The 25,075-nt window shown below is 64.9% G+C and carries 26 protein-coding genes and 1 tRNA gene; 13 read left to right on the forward strand and 14 right to left on the reverse strand.

The features are described from left to right. Positions 1–14: 14 nt before the first annotated feature. Together AC25Y4_RS06595 and AC25Y4_RS06600 are read right to left on the reverse strand one after the other, a co-directional pair. Positions 15–1,307, reverse strand: coding sequence for an ABC transporter substrate-binding protein (locus AC25Y4_RS06595; RefSeq protein WP_488119599.1), 1,293 nt, complete (start codon positions 1,305–1,307; stop codon positions 15–17). Between the two features lie 157 nt (positions 1,308–1,464). Next, positions 1,465–2,478 carry a LacI family DNA-binding transcriptional regulator gene (locus AC25Y4_RS06600; protein WP_488119600.1) on the reverse strand — a complete coding sequence of 338 codons (1,014 nt, stop codon included), beginning with the start codon at positions 2,476–2,478 and terminating at the stop codon, positions 1,465–1,467. 135 nt (positions 2,479–2,613) lie between these two features. On the opposite strand from AC25Y4_RS06600, the gene AC25Y4_RS06605 reads away from it, so the two are divergent. Further along, positions 2,614–3,483, forward strand: a complete 870-nt coding sequence (locus tag AC25Y4_RS06605; protein ID WP_488119601.1) for an alpha/beta hydrolase — start codon at positions 2,614–2,616, stop codon at positions 3,481–3,483. On the opposite strand, the gene AC25Y4_RS06610 is transcribed toward AC25Y4_RS06605, so the two are convergent. From AC25Y4_RS06610 to AC25Y4_RS06625, 4 genes are all read right to left on the reverse strand, one after another. After that, a complete protein-coding gene (locus AC25Y4_RS06610) occupies positions 3,480–5,168 on the reverse strand; it encodes an HNH endonuclease signature motif containing protein (protein ID WP_488119602.1) in 1,689 nt (562 codons plus the stop codon). The two genes, AC25Y4_RS06605 and AC25Y4_RS06610, sit on opposite strands and share 4 nt — an antisense overlap. Positions 5,169–5,446: 278 nt before the next feature. Then, positions 5,447–6,145 (reverse strand): hypothetical protein, encoded by a 699-nt coding sequence (locus tag AC25Y4_RS06615; protein ID WP_488119603.1) that lies wholly within the window; start codon positions 6,143–6,145, stop codon positions 5,447–5,449. A gap of 103 nt (positions 6,146–6,248) precedes the next feature. Continuing rightward, positions 6,249–7,013 (reverse strand): SGNH/GDSL hydrolase family protein, encoded by a 765-nt coding sequence (locus tag AC25Y4_RS06620; RefSeq protein WP_488119604.1) that lies wholly within the window; start codon positions 7,011–7,013, stop codon positions 6,249–6,251. 417 nt (positions 7,014–7,430) lie between these two features. Then, positions 7,431–7,898, reverse strand: coding sequence for a GNAT family N-acetyltransferase (locus AC25Y4_RS06625; protein ID WP_488119605.1), 468 nt, complete (start codon positions 7,896–7,898; stop codon positions 7,431–7,433). 92 nt (positions 7,899–7,990) lie between these two features. On the opposite strand from AC25Y4_RS06625, the gene AC25Y4_RS06630 reads away from it, so the two are divergent. The 3 genes from AC25Y4_RS06630 to AC25Y4_RS06640 are packed head-to-tail and all read left to right on the forward strand — an operon-like array spanning position 7,991 to position 10,007. Beyond that, entirely contained in the window at positions 7,991–8,437 is a 447-nt protein-coding gene (locus tag AC25Y4_RS06630) for an FAS1-like dehydratase domain-containing protein (RefSeq protein WP_488119606.1), read from the forward strand. Continuing rightward, positions 8,434–8,868, forward strand: coding sequence for a MaoC family dehydratase (locus AC25Y4_RS06635; protein WP_488119607.1), 435 nt, complete (start codon positions 8,434–8,436; stop codon positions 8,866–8,868). Before AC25Y4_RS06630 ends, AC25Y4_RS06635 begins: the two co-directional genes overlap by 4 nt. Positions 8,869–8,870: 2 nt before the next feature. Then, positions 8,871–10,007, forward strand: coding sequence for a UDP-N-acetylmuramate dehydrogenase (locus AC25Y4_RS06640; protein WP_488119608.1), 1,137 nt, complete (start codon positions 8,871–8,873; stop codon positions 10,005–10,007). Between the two features lie 62 nt (positions 10,008–10,069). Here AC25Y4_RS06640 and AC25Y4_RS06645 read toward each other — a convergent pair whose 3' ends face one another. Beyond that, entirely contained in the window at positions 10,070–10,678 is a 609-nt protein-coding gene (locus AC25Y4_RS06645) for a TetR/AcrR family transcriptional regulator (protein WP_488119609.1), read from the reverse strand. A 121-nt stretch (positions 10,679–10,799) separates the two neighbouring features. Here AC25Y4_RS06645 and AC25Y4_RS06650 point away from each other — a divergent pair, with 121 nt between their 5' ends. Then, on the forward strand, positions 10,800–11,822 hold the full coding sequence (locus AC25Y4_RS06650; protein WP_488119610.1) for an aldo/keto reductase: 1,023 nt from the start codon (positions 10,800–10,802) through the stop codon (positions 11,820–11,822). 12 nt (positions 11,823–11,834) lie between these two features. Continuing rightward, a complete protein-coding gene (locus AC25Y4_RS06655) occupies positions 11,835–12,956 on the forward strand; it encodes a low temperature requirement protein A (RefSeq protein ID WP_488119611.1) in 1,122 nt (373 codons plus the stop codon). A gap of 13 nt (positions 12,957–12,969) precedes the next feature. On the opposite strand, the gene AC25Y4_RS06660 is transcribed toward AC25Y4_RS06655, so the two are convergent. After that, positions 12,970–13,413 carry a hypothetical protein gene (locus AC25Y4_RS06660; RefSeq protein ID WP_488119612.1) on the reverse strand — a complete coding sequence of 148 codons (444 nt, stop codon included), beginning with the start codon at positions 13,411–13,413 and terminating at the stop codon, positions 12,970–12,972. 10 nt (positions 13,414–13,423) lie between these two features. Further along, complete coding sequence (locus AC25Y4_RS06665; protein WP_488119613.1) at positions 13,424–14,962, reverse strand: PspC domain-containing protein; 1,539 nt, start codon at positions 14,960–14,962, stop codon at positions 13,424–13,426. A gap of 149 nt (positions 14,963–15,111) precedes the next feature. Here AC25Y4_RS06665 and AC25Y4_RS06670 point away from each other — a divergent pair, with 149 nt between their 5' ends. Both AC25Y4_RS06670 and AC25Y4_RS06675 read left to right on the forward strand, forming a co-directional pair. After that, positions 15,112–16,446 (forward strand): ATP-binding protein, encoded by a 1,335-nt coding sequence (locus tag AC25Y4_RS06670; RefSeq protein WP_488119614.1) that lies wholly within the window; start codon positions 15,112–15,114, stop codon positions 16,444–16,446. Beyond that, positions 16,443–17,132: a LuxR C-terminal-related transcriptional regulator gene (locus AC25Y4_RS06675; RefSeq protein ID WP_488119615.1), complete on the forward strand. Its 690-nt coding sequence runs from the start codon at positions 16,443–16,445 to the stop codon at positions 17,130–17,132. Before AC25Y4_RS06670 ends, AC25Y4_RS06675 begins: the two co-directional genes overlap by 4 nt. A 22-nt stretch (positions 17,133–17,154) precedes the next feature. On the opposite strand, the gene AC25Y4_RS06680 is transcribed toward AC25Y4_RS06675, so the two are convergent. From AC25Y4_RS06680 to AC25Y4_RS06700, 5 genes are all read right to left on the reverse strand, one after another. After that, positions 17,155–17,778, reverse strand: a complete 624-nt coding sequence (locus tag AC25Y4_RS06680; RefSeq protein ID WP_488119616.1) for a response regulator transcription factor — start codon at positions 17,776–17,778, stop codon at positions 17,155–17,157. Then, entirely contained in the window at positions 17,775–18,962 is a 1,188-nt protein-coding gene (locus tag AC25Y4_RS06685) for a sensor histidine kinase (RefSeq protein ID WP_488119617.1), read from the reverse strand. Before AC25Y4_RS06685 ends, AC25Y4_RS06680 begins: the two co-directional genes overlap by 4 nt. A 36-nt stretch (positions 18,963–18,998) precedes the next feature. Next, entirely contained in the window at positions 18,999–19,811 is an 813-nt protein-coding gene (locus AC25Y4_RS06690) for an ABC transporter permease (protein WP_488119618.1), read from the reverse strand. Continuing rightward, on the reverse strand, positions 19,808–20,716 hold the full coding sequence (locus AC25Y4_RS06695; protein WP_488119619.1) for an ABC transporter ATP-binding protein: 909 nt from the start codon (positions 20,714–20,716) through the stop codon (positions 19,808–19,810). Before AC25Y4_RS06695 ends, AC25Y4_RS06690 begins: the two co-directional genes overlap by 4 nt. A 123-nt stretch (positions 20,717–20,839) precedes the next feature. Beyond that, positions 20,840–22,063, reverse strand: coding sequence for a pyridoxal phosphate-dependent aminotransferase (locus AC25Y4_RS06700; RefSeq protein ID WP_488119620.1), 1,224 nt, complete (start codon positions 22,061–22,063; stop codon positions 20,840–20,842). 230 nt (positions 22,064–22,293) lie between these two features. Between AC25Y4_RS06700 and AC25Y4_RS06705 the strand changes: the two genes are divergently transcribed. From AC25Y4_RS06705 to rplA, 5 genes are all read left to right on the forward strand, one after another. Further along, positions 22,294–22,366 (forward strand) — tRNA-Trp (locus AC25Y4_RS06705). Positions 22,367–22,407: 41 nt separating this feature from the next. Beyond that, the gene (gene secE, locus AC25Y4_RS06710; RefSeq protein WP_488119621.1) at positions 22,408–22,683 is read left to right on the forward strand and encodes a preprotein translocase subunit SecE; all 276 of its coding nucleotides are present in this window, start codon (positions 22,408–22,410) and stop codon (positions 22,681–22,683) included. A gap of 99 nt (positions 22,684–22,782) precedes the next feature. Next, positions 22,783–23,715, forward strand: coding sequence for a transcription termination/antitermination protein NusG (gene nusG / locus AC25Y4_RS06715; RefSeq protein ID WP_488119622.1), 933 nt, complete (start codon positions 22,783–22,785; stop codon positions 23,713–23,715). A 98-nt stretch (positions 23,716–23,813) separates the two neighbouring features. Then, positions 23,814–24,245, forward strand: coding sequence for a 50S ribosomal protein L11 (gene rplK / locus AC25Y4_RS06720; protein ID WP_488119623.1), 432 nt, complete (start codon positions 23,814–23,816; stop codon positions 24,243–24,245). 122 nt (positions 24,246–24,367) lie between these two features. Further along, positions 24,368–25,057 carry a 50S ribosomal protein L1 gene (rplA, locus tag AC25Y4_RS06725; RefSeq protein ID WP_488119624.1) on the forward strand — a complete coding sequence of 230 codons (690 nt, stop codon included), beginning with the start codon at positions 24,368–24,370 and terminating at the stop codon, positions 25,055–25,057. Positions 25,058–25,075: the final 18 nt, after the last annotated feature.

The raw sequence follows: 25,075 nt of genomic DNA on the forward strand, positions 1-25,075 counted from the left end.
GCTGAGGCGCTGGACTACTTGTTGGTGATCTCGAAGCCGGACTTCTTCATGTCGGCGACGACGATCTTCTGCACGGCGGTGAATGCGTCGCGCCATGAGGTTCCAGCGGTGATGGCCTTGTTCAGCTCATCGGTGAAGGCGCTTTCTGCCACGTTGACGTTCGGGCCCCAGGTGACAGGGATCGCGTTGGACGAGATGGTCGCGGCGAGCTCGTAGAAGTCGGTCTGCTGCGGCATGAGTGCCGGCGGGGCGCTGGACTTGGCCGTTTCCTGGCCGGAGATGGCGGCCGGGTATGCGTTCTGCACGGTGAGCAGCAGGTCGGCGCCTTCTTCGCTGGCGTTCAGCCAGGAGATGAACTCTGCAGCCTGTTCGGGGTGGTCGGAGTCCTTGGTGACGATGTTCGCCGAGCCGCCCTGGTAGGCGACTGACGGGTCTCCGGCGGTCCACTCGGGGAAGTTGGACATTGACCACTTGCCGATGGTGTCTGGTGCGACGCCTTCGATGACGCCGGGAGCCCAGAGTCCGCCTGGCCAGGACAGCATGGTGCCGCTGTTGGCCTTGGCGTTCCACTCAGGGGTGAGGATCGGGTCGGTCGAGATCAGGTCAGCGTCGACGAGGCCCTCGAAGAAGTCGGCCACTTTGAGGGAGGCGTCGTCGGCGATGCCGACAGTCCAGGTGCCGTCTTCGACTGACCACCACTTGGAGCCGGCCTGGTTTGCGACGCCGGCGTAGAACGCCCACTGGTCGGCAGGCAGCGATGCGAGGTATGCGGTCGGGTCAGCGGCGCGAACGGCTGCCGCTGCGGTGGCGAACTCAGCCCAGGTGGTGGGAACGGGGATGCCGTACTGAGCGAGCAGGTCGGAACGGTAGAAGAACGCCATCGGTCCGATGTCCTGCGGCAGGCCGTAGATGTGGCCATCGAAGGTGGTCTGCGAGAGGGTTCCCTCGTCGTACTTGTCTGTCACCTCTGAGACGAGGTCGGTGATGTCCAGCGGCACGTCGGCAACGATCAGCGACGGCAGCGTTGGGTACTCGACTGCGGCGATGTCGGGGGCGTTTCCGGCGCGGCTCGCGGTGAGGAGCTTCGCGGAGGAGTCTTTTCCTCCACCGGCATCCGTGTACTTGACCTGGATGTTGGGGTTGGCCGCGTTCCAGGTGTCGACCATCTCCTGGGTGCCCGGTGCCCACGACCAGAAATCGAGTGTGACCTTCTCATCGCTGCCGCCAGAGCCGGCGGAGCATCCGCTGAGCAGTACAGCGCTCACGCCAACGGCTGCGATTGCGGTGACAAATTTGCTTTTCTTCATTTCAAAACTACTTCCTTGTAGGCGAACACCGCGTGGTGTTCCCTCTTTTTGAACTGGCGTACATGCTGCTTCGTGGGCATCGAAGCGTTTCGATATTGTGAGGGCGTCCTTTTCGTTTGGGGCTGTGGGGCTAGGGGGAAGGGGCCGCGCTAGTCGATCACGAGGGTGATGGACGGGCGGTTGAACTTTTGCGGACGTAGACCGGATCGATCAGCTCGATGTGCGGGTTAGCGAATCCGCCCAGCTGCTGCATGACGAGTTCGACGGCACGGCGGCCTGACTCGAGCGCTGGCAGCGGGATGACGTCCACCGGCGGGACAAAATGGTCGGTGGAAAAACTGGAGCAGGCAGAGACGATCGACAGCTCGTGGGGGACCGCGATCTCGCGTTCCCGCAGTACCTCGAGCAGAATTCCGTGGACGTTTTCGTTGCAGTTGAGAACGATGGCCGTCATGGCAGGCAATTGTGCGCGCAGGCCGTCGTAGGATTCCTCGACGCCTGCCCTGGTGGCGTCGGTGGTGTGGAACGCGGTGTCGATACCGGCCGCTGCTCCGGCGGCGAGGAACGCGTCGCGGAAGCGCGGGGCGTAGTTGGAGCCGCGTTCGTACAGGTTGCGGGCGTGGCCCATCAGGCCGATCGAGGTGTGGCCGAGGGCGACGAGCTGGTTGACGGCCAGGCGTGCGGCGCCTTCGAAGTCGAGGTCGACACAGGTGAGCCCGTCGGTATCATTCGGGATTCCGATGAGTGCGGTTGGCAGGCCCAGTTCGCGGATGACGGCGACGCGTTCGTCGTCGACTGTCACGTCGAGCATGATGACGCCGTCGACAAGTGAGCTGGAGGCCACACGGCGGAGGCCGGCAATTGCATCGCCCTCGGTGAGCAGGAGCACGTCGTAGTCGAAGCTGCGGGCGGCCGTGACGACGGAGAGCACGAATGCCATGAGTGCCGGCGGGTGGGTGTCAGCGTGCATCGGGGCGGTGAGCGCCAGGATGTTGGTGCGCGAGCCGGCCAGCATGCGAGCGCCGGCGTTTGGGCGGTAGCTGAGTTCGGTGACTGCCTGGGCGATGCGCGTCTTGGTCTCGGCGGCAATGGGGCGTTTTCCCGACAATGCATAGGAGACAGTGCTTATGGAGACACCAGCGACACGAGCTACGTCGTTAATGTTGGCCATAATAACTCCATTGTTTCGGCATTGTCTAAGCGCTTCGATGAATCGCCTGCACACCAACGGTAAGTCATGGGAGCGCTCCACGCAAATCATTTGTGGCCCCGTGCAACTTATTCCCAGTCTGGCTACGATGGCGGCATGACCGACACGTCTCACGCTGCTGATTCCACCGCCTCTGCACCATCCCTGAATGACGCGGACCTGACATTCCGTGCGGCTGCGCCAGCAGCATCGACGTCGGCCTTGGGGTTGGTACCGGCCTCTGATCTGGCACCGGCCTCTGATCTGGCGCCGGCCTCGGCGCCGGCGCCCCTGCTGCTCGTGCTCCCTGGCGGCTCGTACCGCGAACATGCAGACCACGAGGGCACGGCCATCGCCGACTGGCTGTCGCAGATCGGCTTGAACGCCCTGGTGGTGCGTTACCCGGTTGACCCGAACCGGTACCCGACCGGGCTCAAGCGCGTGCAGGATGTGCTCATTGCCGCCCGTACCGGCGCGTTGGACCTTGGCATCGACCGCACGCGCATCGGCGTGGTTGGTTTCTCGGCTGGTGGCCATGTAGCCGCCCTGCTCTCGACGGGGGTGGCCTCAGCTCCGGTTGCAGCTGAGGGGCGGGTCGACCTGTCGATTCTGGCCTACCCGGTCATTTCGATGACCCATGAGCCGCACTCGCAGTCACTGGCCAATCTTCTCGGCGATGACGACACCCTCGACAATCGGCGAGCACTCAGCGCCGAGTATTTGGTCGACGCACACACGCCGCCGACGTTCCTCTGGCATACGGCCGATGACGGCGGCGTGCCGGTCAGTCACTCGCTGCGCTATGCCAGTGCTCTGGCTGCGCACAACATTCCCTTCGACCTGCATGTCTTCGAACGTGGCGAACACGGCAAGGGCCTCGCCTCTGGCCTCGGTCCCCTCGAAGCGTGGAGCGCGCTCTGCGAAGCCTGGCTGGCCGAGCACGGCTGGGTGCCGGAGCCGGAGCCGGCGCCCGACCAGCAGTCTTAGAACGGCGGGTTCTCTGGCAGTGGTGTGCGGGATTCCCGCAGCTTTCGGAGAAGTGGCGAACGTGCCAGTGAATTCGTGAGCAGCGAATTCGTGGGCAGCGGATGCCGGGGCAGTGGATCGGGTGGTGCGTTGATCCCGACGTAGCCGGTGGGCGTGGTGACGGTGACGCTGCCGTCTGGGTCTCGTTTGTATCGGATCTTCGTCAGCGTCTTCAACCGGTGGTCGGATGGGCAGAGCGGGATCAGGTTGTCTTCGTTGGTGAGCCCGTGGTCACGCACCCATTCTTTGAGATGGTCGACGTCGGAGCTGACGGCGAGCCGGTTGCAGCCGGTTCGTGCGCAGGTGCCGTATTTCACGGCGAGCCATTCGCGTTGCGCTTTCGTGGGCCGGTAGCGGGTCCGGTCGAAGCTGAGAACCTCGCCGGTGAACGGGTCGGTGCCCACCCGGCGGAACGCCGGGGCATCGATGAAGAGTTGCGCCGCGGTGACGGGGTCGATGGGGCCGTAGCCCTGCAGGACTGCGGGCTGCTCGAATGGGACCGGCTGGCCGGCCTGACCAGGCTGACCAGCTGGATCAGTAGCACTGGCGTGGCCCTCGTGGCCCTCGTGGCCCTCGTGACCCGAGTGCCCGTCTTGGCTAGCCTGACCGGAGTGGTCGACCTGCCCGGCAGGGTTCGTGCCACCGAGCAGTCCATGGACGGGGATGAACAGCAGCGGCCGTACCTTCGCCGCGGTCGGTGTGCCATCCCCGGCGAGCCAGCCGGCGAACAAGTCGGTGCGGATCTGCGCCCGGGTACGGCACCGGTCCCGGCCAGTGCCGGCAGCTCGGGCTTCCTTGGCTTCCTTCTTCACGATCTTCTTCGCCGTGGCATCGAGTCTGGCGTTGATCCGGATGCCGTCCGCGGCACTGATCACGGCGAATACCGTGCACATGCCATCGTTGGCCGGCTCGATGATGACTCTGCGGTCGGCCATGGCGCGGGCGTGGCGGAGTTCTGGGGGTTCGGCGAGAAGGCGTTGCTGCAGGGTGCGGGCTTTGCGTTGGAATGCTTCCGGCGTGAGTTCGGTGACTTTCTGGGCGAGTTCGGTGTCGTAGTGGGCGATGACCTCCGGGTCGGTCAACCCGGTGAGATGGTTGACGGCGGCGCGTGCCTGCGCGTACCCGGTGTGACCGGCCTGGAACAGTGCCCAGAGCTGCGGCAGCGACTCGGCGAGCACCAGTCCTTCGTGGGCCATGGTCCGCACCTGATCGGGCGAGCGATGCAAACGGAGACTCAGGTCGGTGGCCGCGCTCCGTTCGGCCAGGTCCAAAGCGTCGGGCTCGCTCATCCCGCCTGGCGTCAAGTAGATGCTGAGGTTGTTACGGGCCAGGCGTATGACCTCCGCCGCAGCTGCGACCTCCACGGCCATCGACCGGGCGGTCGTGGACTGTGCGGTCTCCGCTTTTCGGAGCGCGAGGTTGATCGCGCCATGTGCGGACTCCGTCCCTGGGCCACCGACATCGCCGACCAGGACCTGGGCCGCAGCCATCTGCTCTGCAAGCTCCTCCTCAGCCGCCCGCATTGCCTCCTGCTTTGCCGCCTGCTCTGCGGCCTCTTCCGCAGCTTGCGCTGCCACCAGCTGCACGTCCCACTCAATGACCCACCCCGAGAGCTGCCACTCGGCATAGGACCAGTCAAACGTCATGGGTCTAGTCTGCGCCGCACCGAGCCGGCTAACGGTGGCGAGAACGCGGTCGGGAAGCGAGCCGGCAGGAAGCGATGCAGCGAGCGAAGCCGCAGGAAGCGAGGCTGTGGGGATGGAGGAGACCGAGCGCGTGGAGTGTGAAGTGGCGGGAGTGTTCACCGGCCGTTCGGGATGTTCCAGCGCTGGATCCATGCTTCAATTCTAGATCAAAGTTTCGAAAGAAGCTAGAGGTTTCCTCATTTAAGTCGTACAGTTGTGCCCATGATTCGTTCGCCGCCCTACCGGGAGTTCCCCTCCTCAGCGACAATGTTCCCTTCCTCTTCAGTGACAGTGTTCCCTTTCTCGGCAACGGCAAGGGAGCGCCCAGTGCGGTCCGCCAAGAGGATTGCAACAACGCCAAGGAGCATCTGGCCGCCAGTGCGGATGAAATTGTCCGCGGCAGAGAATGCCGTGATCAGGGGAAGTGCATTCTGCGAGGCCGGTACCGAAAAGATGATCGCCTGCACCAGCCAGAGCGCCGATATCGCTCCGACGATCCAGGCGGGTCCCCAGTTCCACGGGGCGGGCACGGTGCTGGTGCGACCGATCTGAATGACAGCGATCAGCGCCAGTGCGAACCGAACAAACGAATCGACGTATCCGAATGCGAGCAGGGTTCCCGGCGGCGAGTCGTTGGAATAGTTGGAGTAAACAACGTCCTGCAGCACGGTTCCCACCAACACCCAGGCGCCGAGCGCGGCCAATGCCGTCGTCCCCAGCGGGCGTCGCGACGTGACGCTGCCAGATCCGCGGATGCCGAAGGCGAACACGAGGAGGGCTGCCGAGAACAGTGCAGTGGCGATGGTGCGCCCGCCAGGGATCAGGGGCAGGAGGATCAGGTAGCTGACAAGAACCGAAGCGAGAAGTAGCGAGCCGCCGAGGAACCATGCGCGTCGTGCATCCAGAACAGCACGCTCATCAATCTGAGTGTCGGTCATGTTTGGGAGTGTAGCGTCGGGCACCGGCCGCCGCCGCGACCCCGCGCACGCGAGTCAACCCCACGCGAGTCAACCGCACGCGAGTCACCTACAAGCGAGTCACCTAGTCGAGTACGACAGGCTCCAGCGTCGGACGCTTGGGCAGCCGGCCGTCGCCAGACGAGCGACCAGTGAGGCGCCGACCGATCCAGGGCAGCACGTGCTCCCGGTAATACGCGGGGGAGTTCCTGTTGCGCCCGGGCGACGTGGTGCTCGCGTCAGCGAGGATCGCTTCCCACGCGACAGGTACAGGCATGTCAAGGGCGTGCAACACATTGGACGCGACCTTGGTGTGCCCGATCGCGTTGAGGTGCAACTTGTCTGCTGACCAGTAGCGGCTGGAGTGCAACTCTGTATCTGCCCAGTTGTCGACAACGGTGACACCGGGGCGATCAAACGCCGGGCGCACGACCTCGGCGAGTTTGTCGCCGCGCTTCTGCATGAGCGCGCCCATGGGCAGATGACCGCTCGGATTGGCGCCGCTCAGCAGCACGACGTGGGCGCCAGCTGCACGGGCACGCTCCACGACCTGGTCAAGCAGGTCAACCACGTACGAGATCTCAACCTTGGGCCGCATCAAATCGTTGCCGCCACCGCAGATCGTGAGCAGGTCTGGCGCGAGAGACAGCGCTGGCTCCAGCTGTTCGGCGACGATGGGTCCGAGAAGCTTGCCTCGAATCGCGAGGTTCGCGTAGCCGACAGGCGCCTCTGACGCAGCAGCCAGCCCGGCGGCGACGAGGTCTGCCCAGCCCCGCACCCGGCCATCGGCGAGTTCATCGCCGATTCCCTCGCTGAAACTGTCACCCATCACGACGAAACGTTCGTACATTACTGCCCACTTCCCTGCGGATGATCCTCCATCCGCTCTGTAGAGGGTACGCGCGTTGATCGGCGCTTCAGGCCGCACCGCGCGCGACCGTGCACAATGCACGAAATCGAGTCAGAATGCAACAATTCGTCCCTCAAATTTGATCGTGACGTTACCGATTGACAAGCCCTATGAGCGACGGTGACAACCCGAGACCACGGACGAGCCAACCGCCGTCGCAGACGTGACCTCGAACCCGCACAACTTTCGTTCAGCCGAGCTGCTGGTGCATAACTCCTGCAGAATTCGGCGGACCCGGCCCACAGCCCAGGAAATACGGGGGCGGATGCCAGGCCGCCAGGCGAATTGCAGGAGTTATGCAGCCACAACCCGTCGCACAACCCCGCGCACGACCCGGCGCCCGTGGAGACACAAGAGTTACGGAGCTGCCGGCGCCGGGTTCAGCACCAGCTCGAAGCCGTGGGCGTGCTCGTACTTGCCGTAGCTGCCGATCTCGCGGAAGCCGAGCTCGCGATACATTCTGAGCGCTTCCGGCTGGGCCGGCCCAGTCTCAAGCAGCAAACGGCTGTAGCCGAGCTCCGTGCGAGCGATCTCGATGAGACGCCCGAGCACGCTGCTCGCGTGACCCTGGCGACGGTAGTCGGGGTGGGTCCACATCCGCTTGATCTCGCAGGTGGTCTCGTCGAAACGACGGATACCGCCGCCCGCGACAGTGGTCTCACCGTCGAGCAGCACCAGGAAGGTGCCAGACGGGGGATCAAACTCGATGGCCGGAACATCATCTGCCGCGTCGCCGGGGCCATAGCGGGTCTCGTACTCCCAGCGGAGTCCATCGAGGAGGCGAGCTGCTTCCGGGCTGTTCAAGCCCACACGTGCGAATTTCACTCGCACTAGTCTGCCAGTTGCGTTAGCCTGCCAGTTGCACTGCGCAGGTGAATGCTGGCGCTCGCCCGCTGGCCTCCAAGTACACTCGAATGGTGCCAGTGAACCCCGAACTTCAGGGCCGGGTCTTCCCGCCCACAACGCCATATATGGTCGGACGCGAGAAGATACGCGAGTTTGCCCGCGCCGTCTTCGCGACGAACCCCATCCACTTCGAGCCGGATGCCGCACGCGCTGCGGGCCACGTCGACGTTGTCGCCCCGCCTACCTTCGCCGTTGTTGTGCAGGAACAGACGCTCGCACAGCTGCTCTCAGAACCGGATGCCGGCATCGACTTCACTCGCGTCGTCCACGGCGACCAGCGCTTCAGCTTCACCCGCCCGATCGTGGCCGGCGATGAGCTGACCGCAACGCTCACCGTCGCCAGCGTGAAGTCGCTCGGTGGACACTCCATGGTGACCGCTGAGTCGAGCATCACAGACGCCACCGGCGCACACGTCGTGACCGCGACATCCACCCTCGTCGTCAGGGGAGACGAATGACAATCGCACCAGCGCCCACCCTTGATTCCCTGGCCGTCGGCGATGTCGTCGCCGGTGGCAGCTTCACGCTGACGCGCGATTCCCTCGTGCGCTACGCCGGGGCATCCGGTGATTTCAATCCCATCCACTACCGCGACGACGTAGCAGCCTCCGTCGGCCTGCCCGGTGTGCTCGCGCACGGCATGCTGACCATGGGCATCGCCGTGCAGCCCGTCGTCGACTGGGCAGGCGACCCCGCGCGCGTCGTTGACTACCAGGTGCGCTTCACCCGCCCGGTTCCCGTTGACGGTACCGATGGTGCAGTCATCACGGTGTCGGCCAAGGTCGGCGCCCTCGATGTCGATGCGGCCATCGCGCGCATCGACCTCACCGTGACCTACAACGACCAGACCGTGCTCGGCAAGGCGCAAGCACGCGTCACCCTGGCGTAAGCGTGTCTGAACCGATCCCGCTCAGCGACCTCACCACCCTGCGCGTCGGCGGTGTGCCGCGTCGGCTGGTGGCGCCCGCCACCGAAGCAGAGCTGGTCGACGCCGCCCGCGAGGTGTGGGCAAGCGACGAGAAGTGGATGCTGCTGGGCGGCGGCTCAAACACGCTGGCGTCAGACGACCCATTCGACGGCACGGTCATCCAGCTGGTGACGCGCGGCATCGAGGTGCTGGAATCCGATAACTCGGAGCACGTGCGCTTGCGTGTGCAGGCCGGCGAACCGTGGGACGACCTGGTGGCGTACACCGTCGCGCAGGGCTGGGCAGGGCTTGAGGCCCTCTCCGGAATCCCCGGCGCCTCCGGTGCTGCCCCCGTGCAGAACATCGGTGCGTACGGCCAGGAAATCGCGGCCAGCCTCACGGCCATCGACTTCCTCGACTACGAATCGGGCGATGTGCAGCGGCTGACCGCAGCCGACCTCGAGCTCGGCTACCGCACGTCGGTGCTCAAGCAGGGGCTGGAGGGCATCGTGCTGGCCATCGAACTTGCCCTCCATGACACGCAGGCTGAGGCATCCGTTTTGGGCAGCGCGCTCAGCCAGCCCGTTGCCTACGCCCAGCTGGCCGGGTCTCTCGGTGTGCAGCTGGGAGACAGGGTGCCGATCCAGGACCTGCGCGACACCGTGCTCGCCCTGCGCCGCTCAAAGGGCATGGTGCTGGATGCTGCCGACCCAGACACCGCCAGTGCCGGTTCCTTCTTCACGAACCCGATCGTCAGCGAGAGCTTCGCGCGCACGCTGCCGGAATCCGCGCCGCGATGGACGCAGGAAGACGCCATCCCCGACCGGGTCATCCCGTTGGAGGACTACTACGGCGTCGGGCCCGTCCCCGGCATCGAACGGGTGCGCCTCGTGAAGCTGAGCGCAGCGTGGCTCATCGAGAACGCGGGGATCAGGCGCGGCTTCCGCCTGCCGGGCTCCCTTGCTGCGATCTCAAGCAAGCACACCCTGGCCCTCACCAACACGGGCGGTGCAACAGCAGAGGAGATCGCCCAGCTGGCGCGCTTCGTGCAGGGCCGCGTCGCAGCCGAGTTCGGCGTCGTGCTGCAGCCGGAGCCCGTGCTCATCGGGGTCTCGCTCTAGACGCAGTTACAAGTAGCGCGGCCGGCCGCACGGCCATCTAACGCCCAGCAGCTACTCCCGTGTCACCTGAGCTCAAGTCCTTCCATGAAGATGCGGATCATCCGTTCATTAAAGTGATGGTCCTCGCCAGGAACGGGCTGGCACATCAGCGCAACGGTGAGCAGGAGGTCCCTGGCGCTGACGTCTGGTCGAACCCGACCGTCGGTTCGTGCGGTAGTGAGAAGTCCATCGAGCGCGGGCTCGAGGCGGTCAAGGAGAACGCGGGGGAGATCGTTGAACGCCGGGTCACCCGAGTGGAGGGCAGCGGCGAGACCGAGCTTCGTTCCGACGAAGTCCGTGAACCGTTCGATCCATTTCGTGAGCGCGTCCCATGGTTCGTGCTCGGCGCTCAGCGCTGTCGCAGCATCGGCGCAGGCGTCGACCTCGTGTTGCAAAACGGCGACGATCAGCTCAGAGCGGCGAGGGAAATGCCGATACAAAGTCCCGACGCCGACACCGGCACGGTCTGCGATCTCTTTCGCCGGCGCGTCAACGCCAGCGCTCGCGAACACAGTCTTCGCTGCCTCGAGCAGGGCGTTGAGATTGCGTTGCGCGTCAACGCGCTGACGGCGACGTGTAGTGCCGCCAAGCTCTGCAGGCTGCGTGGCTGGCTGGACGGTGGTTGGTTCCATTGGTGCACCCCTTGCTTAGCGGAACGCTGTTCCGTATAGTACTGGAAATAGATTCCGTTTCTTCATAGTACGACCGGACGGGATACTCCCGCATCTCGAAAACACACAATTGGAGAACCTCATGCACTATCGAAACCTCGGCAGAACGGGAATCAAGGTCAGTCCGTACGGGCTCGGCGCGCTCATGTTCGCCACTCAAATCGGTAACTCCGACCCCCAAGATTCGATCCGAATCATCCACAAGGCGCTCGACGCCGGCATCAACCTGGTCGACACCGCTGATGCGTACGGAGACTCGGAGGAGGTCGTCGGGCTGGCGTTGAAGGGTCGACGCGACAACGTGGTGCTGACAACGAAGGTCAGTCGCCCGATGGGTACAGACCCGAACCAGCGGGGCGCCTCCCGGCGGTGGATCATGACCGCGGTCGAGAACTCGCTGCGCCGTCTCCAGGTCGACCACATCGACGTGTATCAGCTCCAGCGTCCTGACCCCGATACGGATATCGAGGAAACACTCTCCGCCTTAACGGACCTCGTCCGGAGCGGCAAAATCCGCGCGTTCGGAAGCTCGACGATGCCGGCGTCGAACCTCGTGGAGGCACACTGGGCTGCCGAACGGCGTGGCCTGGATCGGTTCCGCACTGAGCAGCCGCCGTACTCGATCCTGAATCGCGGCATCGAGCGTGAGGTTCTTCCGGTTGCACAGGAGTACGGCATGGGCGTTCTCGCGTGGGGCCCGCTCGGCCAGGGGATGCTCACCGGTCGAGTCCGCCGTGGGCAGACCAACGACGTCACTCGCGCGAAAATCTTCACCGCGTTCAGCGATGAGCGACGCCTGGACGCGGTGGAGAAGCTGATCCCACTCGCCGGGGAGGCCGGGTTGACCATGCCCCACCTCGCAATGGCATTCGCTATCTCGCACCCCGGAGTCACCAGCGCTCTGCTTGGGGTACGAACCATTGAGCAGCTCGACGACCTCCTCGCGGGGCTGGACGTCCACCTCTCCGACGACGTCCTCGACAGGATCGATGAGATCGTCCCGCCCGGAACGGACATCGGCACCCTCGACCAGGCCTACGTCCCGCCGGCGATCGAAAGGGTGAGCCTCCGTCGTCGACCCGCGAACGAGCGCTTAGCCGCATAAGGGGCAGGAACCATGGCGGCCCCCGAGGCATCCGAGATCGACGTCAGCTCGACCCGTCACGTCGACTGGCTCGAACTATTCTTCGACCTTGGTTTCGTCGTCATCGTCTTGCGGCTGACGGGGCTGCTTCACGGAGCACCAGAACTCACCGACTTCATCACGGTCGCCGGTCTGCTTGCGGTCGCCTGGCTCGTCTGGCTGACAGTGACCGGTTTCGTGAACCTCTGGAGTGATGGCGCCGGTGACTGGAGAATCCCTCTCCTGGTCTCGATGGCCGGAGTCGGGCTGATCGCCGTATCGATACCGGAGGCGACATCCCGTGCGGCCCCGCTCTTCGTCCTGGGGCTCGCGGTGGCTCGAACCGCAGTCTGGCCATTGTGGTTCAGAGCGCACAGGGGCGGAGGAATCCGCGCGGCCATGCACGGACCGGGCATCTCTGTGCTGTGGCTTGGGTCGCTTCTCTCTCCGGATGATGTGCGCCCCTGGGTTTGGCTCTGTCTCGTCGTTGCCGAGGTGGTCTACAGTGCGTCAGGCTTTGGACAGGCCTCGTTCGCGATTGGGCATCTTCTTGAGAGAGTCGGCCTCTTCGTCATGATCGTGCTCGGTGAGTCGATCCTTGAGCTCGTTCTCGCGGTCCGCGTGGACCAGTCGCCGCTTGCCTGGGCGATCACTGCCGGGGGCTTCGTGCTGATCTGCGCGATCTGGTGGCAGTACTTCCAGCAGGGAATACCTGTCACGAGCACGATGCTGGGTCACAGCTCTGGGACGGTTCTACGCGATGTCATCGGTGTCGCCCACTTCTTCATCGTGCTCGGCCTTATTGGGATTGCGGCCGGTCTCGGTTCGGCTATCGAGCATGCAGACGACTCGCATCTCCCGTATGGTTCCGTGGTGGCCTTGGGCGGCGGGGTCGCCGTTTACCACCTCGCCAACGTGATGATCGCGTGGCGGTTCGGCGTGCGGACGCCGCACCTCGTGCTCGTGACAGCTATCCCAACAGCCGTCCTCGCCGTGTTTGTCATCTTCGGTGGGCACTGGCCAGCCTGGCTGCCCGTACTGATACTGGTCGGCTACGTGGGGACAGACCAACTCCTACGGCCACGGGTGATTCGGCAGTTCAACCGCAGCACGTAAGAGGAGAGCGGAGCTAGCCCGCGCGCCTGGCCGCTGCCACGATGCCGGCCACCACGAGCAACAGGCCCGTCACGATCACAGCACCGAGAAGCCACAGCGTGGGGTCCTGGCTCGTCGGAACGACGGTCCAGACGACCATGAACGCGGCGAAGACCAGCAGCAGAACGCCCCACACGATGGTGCCGAACTGCGGACGCCAGGTGGTGGGTGCCGGTGCAGGTGCCGAAGCGGATGCCGGAGCGGCGCTGCTTGCGGGTGCCCAGGCCGAGTCGGTTGGAGCCGGCGCAGGCCGGGCGGGTGGCGCGAAGAGGTCATCAAGTGGGTCTGTGGGCCGGGCGTCGCCGACCTTGTCTGCGGCCGGCAGAGGGACTGTCGGCTGAGCATCGGTGGGCAGGGCATCGGCCGCCCGGCCATCGGTGGGCTGCGGTTCTGTCGGCGAATCTGGTGAGGTTGTCATTCGGATGCTCCTAGCGGTCGGTGTCGGCATCGACGATGGATACCTGGCCGGCGAACGACCAGACGCGGATCTCGGTTGCGGCACCGGCATCGCCCGAGTTGAAGGTGCGGGAGTCGTGGAGGAAGACGCCGCCGCGCTCGTTGGAGGCACGGGTGCTGCCCTGGTCTGACTCGTCTTCGATGGCGCCGGCGAGCAGGTTGCTCTGCACCGTGACGGTGCGATCGGACGGCAGGATGAGTTCGGTCTCCCCGAATCCGAGCCAGACGTCGATGGTGCGGCCGTCGTTCAGTCGTGCGTCGTCGAGCTGGCTGAGGTCCACTGTCGGAGCCCCTGCGATGATCGCGTACCCGGGAACGGCGTCGACATCGTTCGAGCTCACTGTCCAGTTCGGTGAGCCGAAGGGCGAGAACTGGGTGCCCTGCGGAAACACTCCGAGAAAGACGAGGGCGAGGGCGGCGAAGAAGGCGAAACCGCCCATGGCTCCGCTGTCACGACCGCGGATGCCAGACACGATGATCCCGATGGCGAGGACGCCGAGGGTGAACGCGAGTCCGATGAGGAGCGACTGGCCGGTCCACAGCCCGCCCTCGACGCTGATCGTGAAGAAACCAGCCGCTGCGGCACCAGCCACGAGGGCAAGGCCGAGCGCGATCGCGGAGAAGCCGGCACCGGGGTGACGATGGTGGTGCCTGTGCTGAAGGCTGTTGCCTTGGTGGCGCTGCTTGTTCTGCTCAGTCCACGCGCGGCTCTGCTCGTTCCAGGCGCGGTTCTGTTCCTGCCAGGCGTCCCAGGTGCTGCGCGGAGGTGTCGCTGCCGCCCCTGCCGCTCCTGCTGCCCCTGCTGCTGCGTAGGCGTCAGTGCTTCCGCCAACGGTGGCTGCTTGTGGTTCGGCCGGCGGTGGCGCGGGAACTGTCGTCCCGGCGGCACCGGCGGCGCCAGCGGTGAAGGCGTACGCGCTGGATGAGGCGGCCGTCGGGGAGCCGGCGGGTGCGGCATCCGCTTGCGTGGTCTGGTACGGCCTGGAGTCAAACGGCTTCGTCATGAAGTCGGGAGCCGGCGTGCGGCGCAGCAGGTAGACGACCAGCCAGATGCCGGCGGCGGCTACGGCGAGGAACCAGCCGACGGCCAGCGTCGTGGCGAGCCAGTCCGGCATGCCCCAGGCGATGGGCGCGCCCTGCCACCACAGCCCGCGGTTGAACGGGGCGAGCGAGAAGAGGATCAGCGCCAGGATGCCGATCATCACCGGCTCGACGACACCGTGCACCAGCTGCTCAGCGTGGATGCGGCCACTGGTGTCTGGCAACAGCGCCCAGGCGAGTGCGTAGAGCAGGATGGCCGGCGCGCCGAGTACGGCGAGCACGATCACGATGCCGCGAATGATCAGCGGGTCGAGCCCGGTGCGCGCGGCGATGGCACCGCAGACGCCGGCGGCCCAGCGGTCTGTGCCGCGAACGAGGCCGAGCGACCGGATCCAGTTGAAGAATCGGGTGATCTGCGCGTAGCCATCGGCATGGCTGGCGCCCGAGCTGTTGTCGGTGTGGTTGGTCATGATTCGAGTGTGGCGCGGCCACGGGGTTGCTCGCTATCAGGGATCACCCTGACTCATCCCTGAAAAGGTTTGGCTCGTCCCTGAATTACCCGCCCCGATTCCCGGAGAGAGCCCGGGCATGCTTTGATTCTGGAGTGAAGACCGAACGGATGACGAGGCCGCGGCTCCGAATCATCGGCGGCGTGTGCGCGGGATTCGCCGAGCACACCGGTCTTCCCGTGAACGTTGTGCGGGTGGCCACGGTCATCCTCGCGTTCTGCGGCGGCGCAGGGATCCTTCTCTACGCCTGGCTGTGGGCCACCACACCGGATGCCGGCAGCGCTGCCGCCCGCTCCGCCGCCCTGCCGAAGGCCAGTCTTGTGACGCCGGCCGGGGCGACGTGTGACCCCACGACGACTCCCGAGAGGGCGACACCCGCCCCGGCAGATCCAGCACAGACGACGACTCCCCGAGCCGCGTCGGACGCGGCCGCGACGACCACGGCATCCGCTCGCACCGCACCTGTCACCGAGATCCTGCTCGGCCTTGCCCTGCTCGCGGCGGGAGTCGCGCTGATCGCCAGCCGGTACGGCGCCAGTATTCCGCTGGCGGTCATCATCCCCGCCATCGTGGTGCTCGCCGGTGTTGCACTCGCCTGGCGACAGTTCGCCGATCTGCGAAGCGGCGCAGCGCTCCGCACCTCCGCGATCCTGGTGCGCATCCTCGGTGCCCTCGTGCTGGTCGCCGTCGGTATCCTGCTCTTCTTCGTGACCGGGGAGCAGCCGAACGTCTGGACGGTTGTCGTTGCCGCAGCTGCGGTGCTCATCGGCGTTGCTGTCGTGCTCGCGCCGTGGCTGATTCGCCTGTTCGGCGACCTCGCCGATGAGCGCGCCGCCAGGGTGCGCGAGGCGGAGCGCGCCGAGATCGCGGCCCACCTGCACGATTCGGTGCTGCAGACACTCGCCCTGATCCAGCAGAAGGCCGGCCCGCACAGCGACGCCGCGCGCCTTGCCAGGGCACAGGAACGCGAGCTGCGTGAATGGCTGTTCACCGGCGCTGAGTCCACGCGCGTCGACCTGGCAACAGAACTCCGTCGGGTCGCCGGGGTCATCGAAGAGGACCACCCCGTGCACTTCGAGATCGTCACGGCAGGGAGCGGCCCTGAGGACGCACCTGAGGGACTCGTCGCCGCCGCCCGCGAAGCCATGCTCAACGCGGCCAGGCACGCCGGCGGTGCGGTCTCGGTCTACCTCGAGAGCGGCGCTCGCGGCATCGAACTCAGCATCACGGATCGCGGCCCAGGGTTCACCATCGACGACATCCCAGAAGACCGGCTCGGCGTGCGCGAGTCGATCCTGGGGCGGATGCGACGGGTCGGCGGCACGGCGTCTGTTCGGCCGGGTCCTGGCGGAGCAGGCACAGAGATCCTGTTGACGCTGCCCGCGTCGCACAGCCCAGAAACACAGCCTCCAGAATCACAGTCACCAGAAACGGATGCCGAATGACCGACCTCGCAGCGGCGGAGCCCACCCCACCACCGGCGACCCTGCCCGTCGTGATCGTCGACGACCACTCGATCTTCCGCTCTGGACTCAGAACCGAACTCGATGCCGGAATCGCGGTGCTCGGCGAGGCGGCGACCGTCGATGAGGCCATCGCCCTCGTCACGCAGCTGCAGCCGCGGGTCGTGCTGCTCGACGTGCACCTGCCTGGCGGTCGCGGCGGCGGGGGAGCCGAGGTCATTCGCGACGCAGCGCCGCTCGCGCCGGCCACACTGTTCCTGGCGCTGAGTGTCTCGGATGCCGCCGACGATGTGGTGCGCGTCATCCGCGCCGGCGCACGCGGTTACATCACCAAGAGCTCATCGGGGGCAGAGGTGTCCGATGCCGCCCGCCGCGTGGCCGACGGCGACGCCGTGTTCTCGCCCAAGCTGGCCGGTTTCGTGCTCGATGCGTTCGGGGCGGTGTCCGGCGAGACCGCGGAGACCACCGATGAGCTCGACCGGCTCTCCGCACGCGAGCAGGAAGTCATGCGCTTGATCGCCCGCGGCTACACCTACAAAGAGGTGGCTGGCACGCTTTTCATCTCGGCGAAGACCGTCGAGACCCACGTCTCTGCTGTGCTGCGCAAGCTGCAGCTGTCGAGCCGGCACGAGCTGACCGCCTGGGCGCTGGAGCGCAAGCTGCTCTAGCAGCAGCAGCAGCAGCCCAGCCCTACAGCAGCCCCAGCTCCATCGCCCGGGTGACGGCCCGCGTGCGATCGCTCACCCCGAGCTTCTCGAAGGCATGCAACAGGTGCGTTTTCACTGTCGCCTCGCCAATGAACAGCGCCCGCCCGACTGCCGGATTGCTGTTGCCGGCGGCCACCAGCCGAAGCACCTCGAGTTCCCTGGCCGACAGGCGTGGCGCGGGCGTCGCATCCGTTCGAACTCGCTGCACGAGCTTGGTGGCGATCGAGGGTGCGAGCACGGTCTGGCCGCCGGCCACCGAGCGCACGCCCTCGATGATCTCCGCCTGCGGCGCTGCCTTCAGCAGATAGCCGCTTGCCCCGGCTTCAATCGCGCCGAGGATCTGGTCATCCGTCTCATAGGTGGTGAGGATCAGCACGCGGATGCCGGGCGTCGCCGCAAGGATCTGTGCCGTCGCAGCGACGCCATCGAGATGAGGCATCCGCAGGTCCATGAGCACGACGTCTGGGGAGAGCGCGGCCGCACGGTCAACAGCTTCGCGGCCGTCGGAGGCTTCACCGACCACCTCGATGCCCTCTGCTACCCCGAGCAGGCCGACGATGCCGCTGCGGACGATGGGATGGTCATCGGCGACGAGCACACGGATCACGAAGGTTCTCCCAACGGAATATTGATGCGCAGTTCCGTGCCAGTGCCGGCAGACCCAGCGCCGACCCGCAGGTCGCCACCGACCAATCCGACGCGGTCACGCATTCCAGACAGGCCGAATCCGGTCGCAGTGTCTGGGGAGTACGCGCCGAGTCCGCGCCCGTTGTCGAGCACGGTGAGGATCACACTATTGCCAATGCTGTCATCGTCACCGGCCAGCGCAATGGAGATGGATGCCGTTCCCGCCCGTGAGTGCTTCCGCACGTTGGCGAGACCCTCCTGGGTGCACCGCAGCAGCACAACCTCGATCTCCCGATCGAGCTCGCGTGTGGCAACGGTCATATCCACCTGGATGCCCGTTTCACGCTCGAAGCGTTCGGCCAGCCGATGCAGGGCCTCGGTGAGCGTGGAGTCTCCGACGCTCGCCGGTGACATGGCAGCGACGAGGGCGCGGGCTTCGGTCAGGGCATCTCGCGCGGTGTCTTCGATGAGATCGATCGTCTCGGCCGCTGGTGATGCCTCTGCGCCTGCGGCAGCCAGCTCGGATCTCGTGCGCTGAGCCAGCATCACCAGGCTGGTGAGGCTCTGCGCGATGGTGTCATGGATCTCGCGTGACAGCCGTTCCCGCTCTGTCGCACTGCCGGCCTCCCGGTGCATGGCAGCCAACTCGCCCTGGGCCGCGGTGAGTTCGGCGAGTAGCGTGCGGTGCTTCTCGCCGTCACCGATGATGCGGCTGATCCACAGGCCGAGCGAGATGGCGAACACCAGCGAGATGCCCTCGATCGCGATGGCCTGCTGGATGACGGCCGCCCCGCCGCCGAGACCCAGCGCGAAGCCGACCGCTATGGATGTCGCGAAAAACACGCTGAGTGCGATACCGGCGGCAGCCGAGCCGGACAGCACCCAGATCAGCGGAAATACGAACGCCTGCAGGGTCGCCATGTTGGGAACGAAGAACGTGGCGACGCCGCAACCAATGCTGATGACGATGCAGAACACGACCGACGGACGGTCACTGCCCAGTCGGCGACGACCCCACAGTGCGTAACAGAGGCCGATCGCCGCAAGGGTGACGACCGCTCCGATGCGGTTCGCGGTCGACGCCGAGTGGCCGAACACGGCGACAAGCGCCATCACGGTGAGTCCGCCTCCGACGGCGAGGTCCCACCAGCGCTTCATCGTCATGTGCTCAGTGTCCCACCGGCGCCGTGTCTCACCGACTCAGGCGTCCTTGCGGATCCAGCGGAACGTCACCCGGCTGAGGACCAGACCGACGACCAGCCAGATGACGAGGTTCAGCGCGATGAGGCCGTAGTCCCAGCTGCCAGACGGCTCAAGCGCGGCGAAGCTCTCCGGCAGGAAGACACCGCGCATGCCCTGCGCCATCCACTTGAGCGGGAACAGGCTGGCCACGTTCTGCATCCACTCCGGCAGCAGGTAGAACTGCAGGTAAACGCCGGAGATAAATTGCAGCACCAGCACAGTGGGGATGACAACGGCCGTCGCGCTCTTGCCGGAGCGGGGCAGCGCGGAGAGCGCGATGCCGAGGAACGCGCAGGTGATGACGCCGAACACGAACACCCATGCGGAGGTGAGCCACTTCTCTGGCTCTGTTGGCAGTGCAACGTCGAAGGCGTAGTGGGCAACAGCCAGGAGCAACGCAGCCTGCAGCACGCCGGTTACGAACACCTGCCCGATCTTGCCCATGAAGTAGCTGAACGGAGACAGCGGGGTGCCCCCCAGGCGCTTGAGCGTGCCATCGCCCTTCTCTGTCGCAATGTCGACGGCCAGGTTCTGCAGGCCGGACAGCAGCATGCCGGCAGCCAACATGCCTGGCAGGTAGTACGCACCGACGCTGATGCCGCCTGAGCCATCGGCCGCCGTGCCGACGTTACCGGCCGTGCTGAACGCACTCGTGAAGATCGCGAGCATGACAACGGGGAACAGGAACGTGAAGAAGAGCGTGTCGAAGCCGCGGAAGTAGACCTTGGTCTCGTAGCCGATGCGCGATGCGCCGAGGGCGATGGTGCTCATGCGCGGGCTTCTTCCTGGGTCGTCATGCTGGTCGTGTCGTGCGAACCATTGGCGGCTCTCACGAGGTCGAGGTACACGTCCTCCAGGCTCGGCCGGATCACTTCAAGATCGGTGGGCTCTCCGCCGTACTCGCTCACGAGTGCGGCCACGCGCATAGCTGGCAACTCTGTGCGTTCCTGCCGCACCGTGCCAGACGCGTCGCGCCAGCGAACGACGGGGATACGGGCATCCGCTCCACCGATCTCGTCGATGGCTCCGATGTCGATGAGGCGACCACCCGCGATCACCCCGGCCCTGTCGCTGAGTTGCGCGGCCTCGTCGAGGTAGTGCGTGGTCAGCAGGATGCTGGTTCCCTCGGCTTTGAGCGAGCGGATGAGGTCCCAGAACTGGCGCCTGGCCTCCGGGTCGAAGCCCGTCGTCGGTTCGTCAAGGAAGAGGAACTCTGGGCGTCCGATGATGCCGAGCGCGACATCCACTCGCCGACGCTGCCCACCAGAGAGCTTGCTGATGCGTGTCTTGGCCTTCTCGGTGAGGCCGACGGCCTCGATCACCTCACGGACGCTCCGCGGGTGCGGGTAGAAGCCGGCGAAGTGCGTGAGCTGTTCGATCACCGTGACGTTGCCGCTCTCGCCGCTGGACTGCAGCACGATTCCGAGACGCGCCTTCCAGTCGAGTCCGCCCCTGGCCGGATCGACGCCGAGCACGCTGACCTCGCCGCTGGTGCGATCGCGGTAGCCCTCGAGGATCTCGATGGTGGTGCTCTTGCCTGCACCGTTCGGCCCGAGAAGAGCGAAAGTCTCGCCAGCCTGAATATCAAAGCTGATGCCGTCGACGGCGACAGCGCCGCCGTAGCTCTTGTGCAGGTCGCGTACTCGCACGACCGGTGAAGCGGATGTCTCGTTCATGGTCTCAGCCTCTCAGTCGGCGACTCGAGTGTGAAGCCTCCAAACGGAGGAGTCAGGTATCCACTGATCGGTGGATACCTGACTCCTGAGCCGCACGAGTGCCGGACCGTCAGATCTGCAGTCCTACGAGAAGAGTCGCTGCAGGCGTTCAACGCCCTCGAGCAGGGGAGCGTCGCCGAGTGCGTACGACAGGCGCAGGTAGCCGCTCGGGCCGAATGCCTCGCCAGGAACGACGGCAACCTCTGCCTGGTCGAGAATGAGGTCGGCCAGCTCAAGGGAGGTGGTCGGCGTGACTCCGCCCCACGTCTTGCCAAGCAAGCCGGTGACATCCGGGTAGACATAGAAGGCGCCCTGTGGTGTCGGCGTGATCATGCCGGGGATCTTGCTCAACTCGGCAACGATCAGCTTGCGCCGGCGGTCGAAGGCGTCGCGCATGGTGGCGGCCGCATCCTGCGGGCCGTTCAGCGCCGCGATCGCTGCGCGCTGCGAGATGTTCGACACGTTCGACGACAGGTGCGACTGCAGGTTGCCTGCGGCCTTGATGGCGTCGGAGGGGCCGACCATCCAGCCAACGCGCCATCCGGTCATGGCGTACGTCTTGGCGACGCCGTTCACCAGGATGGTGCGGTCGGCCAGCGCGGGAACGGCTTCGACGATGGAGATGGCCTGCACACCGTCATAGGTGAGGTTCTGGTAGATCTCATCGGTGATGACCCAGAGTCCGTGCTCGTCGGCCCACTCGCCGATGGCCTTCGTCTGCTCTGGCGAGTAGACGGCACCGGTGGGGTTCGACGGGGAGACGAACAGCAGAACCTTCGTGCGAGGGGTGCGGGCGGCTTCGAGCTGCTCCACCGTGACGAGGTAGCCCTGGTCGCTGCCGGCGAAGACGTCGACCTGCACGCCGCCTGCGAGCCTGATGGCCTCCGGGTACGTGGTCCAGTACGGCGTGGGTACGAGAACCTCGTCCCCAGGGTCGAGCAGGGTGGCAAACGCCTGGTAGACGGCCTGCTTGCCGCCGTTGGTGATGATCACCTGGCTGGGGGAGACCTCAAGACCGGAGTCACGAAGAGTCTTGGCGGCCACAGCCTCACGCAGTTCAGGAAGCCCTGCTGCCGGGGTGTACCGGTAGTTCTTCGGGTCGCGCACCGCAGCGAGGGCGGCTTCAACGATGTGCTCAGGCGTCGCGAAATCCGGCTCGCCGGCTGCATAGCTGATGACAGGGCGTCCGGCAGCTTGCAGGGCCTTGGCCTTGCCATCGACTTTGAGAGTTGCCGACTCTGCAATTGAGCCGACGCGGTGGGAGATTCGTGGAAGTTCGTGGGTCACGGTACGAGCATACGGGGGCACACGTTTGGTGCACAGAGCGACTACTCTGTAATACGTACGCCGAAAGAAAATGATCGAGTGAACGGATGCCAGGGGCCCAGCTTTACAGCCACCCCTGAGTGACCTACACTAGATCCAGGTAGTGAAATCTGCCATGCTTTTTTGCGCCCTTTTTTGCTTCTCGTTTTGGTGAAATGCCAGGTGATTTGATTGAATAGGTACGTGCGAGGAAGCATTTAGATTTCGCCCATAGGGTGGTGGCTCAATTGGTAGAGCAGCGGTCTCCAAAACCGCAGGTTGCAGGTTCGAGTCCTGTCCGCCCTGCAAGTCGGTGGGTTTCCTCCGGCCCATGAAAGGTGTAATAGGTGGCCCGAAAAGTTCTCGACGAACCCAGTGAGGAAATCGTCGCCAACGCGAAGCAGGCGCGCGATTCTAAGCGCGGCCCGTTCGCTCGGATGTCCCTGTTCATCAAGCAGGTTATTGCGGAGCTCAAGAAGGTCGTCACGCCGACCCGCAAGGAGCTCCTGAGTTACACCGGCGTCGTGCTGGTCTTCGTGGTCATCATGATGGCTCTCGTATCGCTATTCGACTGGGTGTTCGCACTCGCCGTCACCTGGGTGTTCGGAACGCCAGGCGGCTAAGTCCGCCGTCACCGTCGGGCTGGCACCTGCGCGACATACATGGCAACGCTGCACGGGTAAAGATTTCGTGCCCATGCAACAGAGAAGGATTGAGATTTAGTGTCTGAGACGAATTACGGCGACGCCGACTGGGCAACCGCTGCTGAGCAGTCCGCTGAAGACGACGAAGCCCAGTCCGGAAACGTTCTGGCTGCCGAAGAGAACGCAGTCAAGGCTGCAGAAGACGTCGCGCTGCACATCGAAGACGAGAACGAGGATGTCGAAGACAACCTCGATGCCGCTCTGGATGCACTCGCGGACTCGACCGACCCCGAAGCCGACGCACTCGTCGACGACGCGCTCGACATCGACTCCGTCGAAGAAGCCGAAGCAGCTGTTGAAGCTGTAGAAGCCGAAGAAGAAGAAGCTTCTGAAGACCCCTACGACGAGTTCCGCAAGGAACTTCGTTTCGCGCCTGGCAAGTGGTACGTCATCCACTCGTACGCCGGCTTCGAGCGTCGCGTCAAGCAGAACATCGAGAACCGCAAGCAGTCGATGGCCATGGAAGATTTCATCTACCAGGTCGAGGTTCCGATGGAAGATGTCGTCGAGATCAAGAACGGCCAGCGCAAGATGGTCACCCGCGTTCGTATCCCCGGATACGTGCTGGTGCGCATGGACCTGAACGAAGACAGCTGGTCAGTGGTTCGCCACACGCCTGGCGTCACCGGCTTCGTCGGCAACTCGCACAACCCGACACCGCTTCGTTTCGAAGAGGCATTCGGCATGCTGAAGAGCCTGGTCGAGCCCAAGGACGTTCCGGTCACCAAGGCAGGTGGCGGACAGCCTGGCAAGGCGCAGGCCCGTGTCATCCCCGCAGAGGTCGACTTCGAAATCGGCGAGACCATCACGATCAAGGAAGGCTCGTTCGCTGGCCTTCCCGGTTCGATCAGCGAGATCAAGCCGGAGAGCGGCAAGCTCACCGTGCTCGTCTCCCTGTTCGAGCGTGAGACCCCGGTCGAGCTCAGCTTCGACCAGGTCACCAAGCTCTAACAACTCCCCTCAACTACCGCGCCTCGGATTCGCCGGGGATGCGGGAGAACCTCGTCGAGGCATCTCGACAGGCTCGATCACCGAAAAGGAATAGAACTATGGCACCGAAGAAGAAGGTTACTGGTCTGATCAAGCTTCAGATCAAGGCCGGCGCCGCCAACCCAGCACCGCCCATTGGTCCGGCGCTCGGTCAGCACGGCGTCAACATCATGGAGTTCTGCAAGGCGTACAACGCTGCGACAGAATCCCAGCGCGGAAACGTTGTTCCGGTTGAAATCACCGTTTACGAGGACCGCTCGTTCACGTTCATCCTGAAGACCCCGCCGGCAGCTGAGCTCATCAAGAAGGCAGCTGGTGTTGCAAAGGGTTCAGGAACCCCGCACACCGTCAAGGTTGCCAAGCTCACGCAGGCTCAGGTCCGCGAAATTGCCGAGGCCAAGATGGTTGACCTCAACGCGAACGACCTCGACGCAGCGTCGAAGATCATCGCGGGCACCGCTCGTTCAATGGGAATCACGGTCGAGGGCTAGTCCTTCCCCGTTCACCAGAACGAGTTCACTAGAACTAAAGCCGGCGACAGTAGTCGCAGGCATCACGTGGAAGAGCCTGCCAGGCTCGCACCACAGTCTCAGTAGCATTACAGGAGAATCAAATGGCACAGAAGTCAAAGGCCTACCGGGCCGCGGCCGAGAAAATCGGCACCGACAAGTTCTACACCCCGGCAGATGCAGTCGCCCTCGCCAAGGAGACCGGTTCAGCCAAGTTCAACTCCACCGTTGAGGTTGCCCTCAAGCTTGGTGTTGACCCCCGCAAGGCAGACCAGATGGTCCGCGGCACCGTGATTCTTCCTCACGGTACCGGTAAGACCGCCCGCGTCATCGTCTTCGCAACGGGCCCCGCTGCCGACGCTGCAATCGCAGCCGGTGCAGACGAGGTCGGTGGCGCAGAGCTGATCGAGAAGGTAGCCGCTGGTTACACCTCGTTCGACTCCGCCGTATCGACCCCGGAGCTCATGGGCCAGGTTGGCCGTCTCGGAAAGGTACTCGGCCCGCGTGGCCTCATGCCCAACCCGAAGACCGGCACCGTGACGCCTGACGTCGCAAAGGCCGTCTCCGACATCAAGGGTGGAAAGATCGAGTTCCGCGTTGACAAGCACTCCAACGTGCACTTCGTCGTTGGCAAGGCTTCGTTCGACGCAGAGCAGCTGCAGGAGAACATCGCTGCTGCCCTCGAAGAGATCGTGCGCTTGAAGCCGAGCTCCTCCAAGGGCCGTTACATCCAGAAGGGTGCTGTCTCGACCACGTTCGGTCCTGGCATCCCCCTCGATGTGAACAGCATCTAATTTCGTAACACCGTTCTT

It is taken from the genome of Leifsonia sp. Y878 (assembly GCF_057669685.1).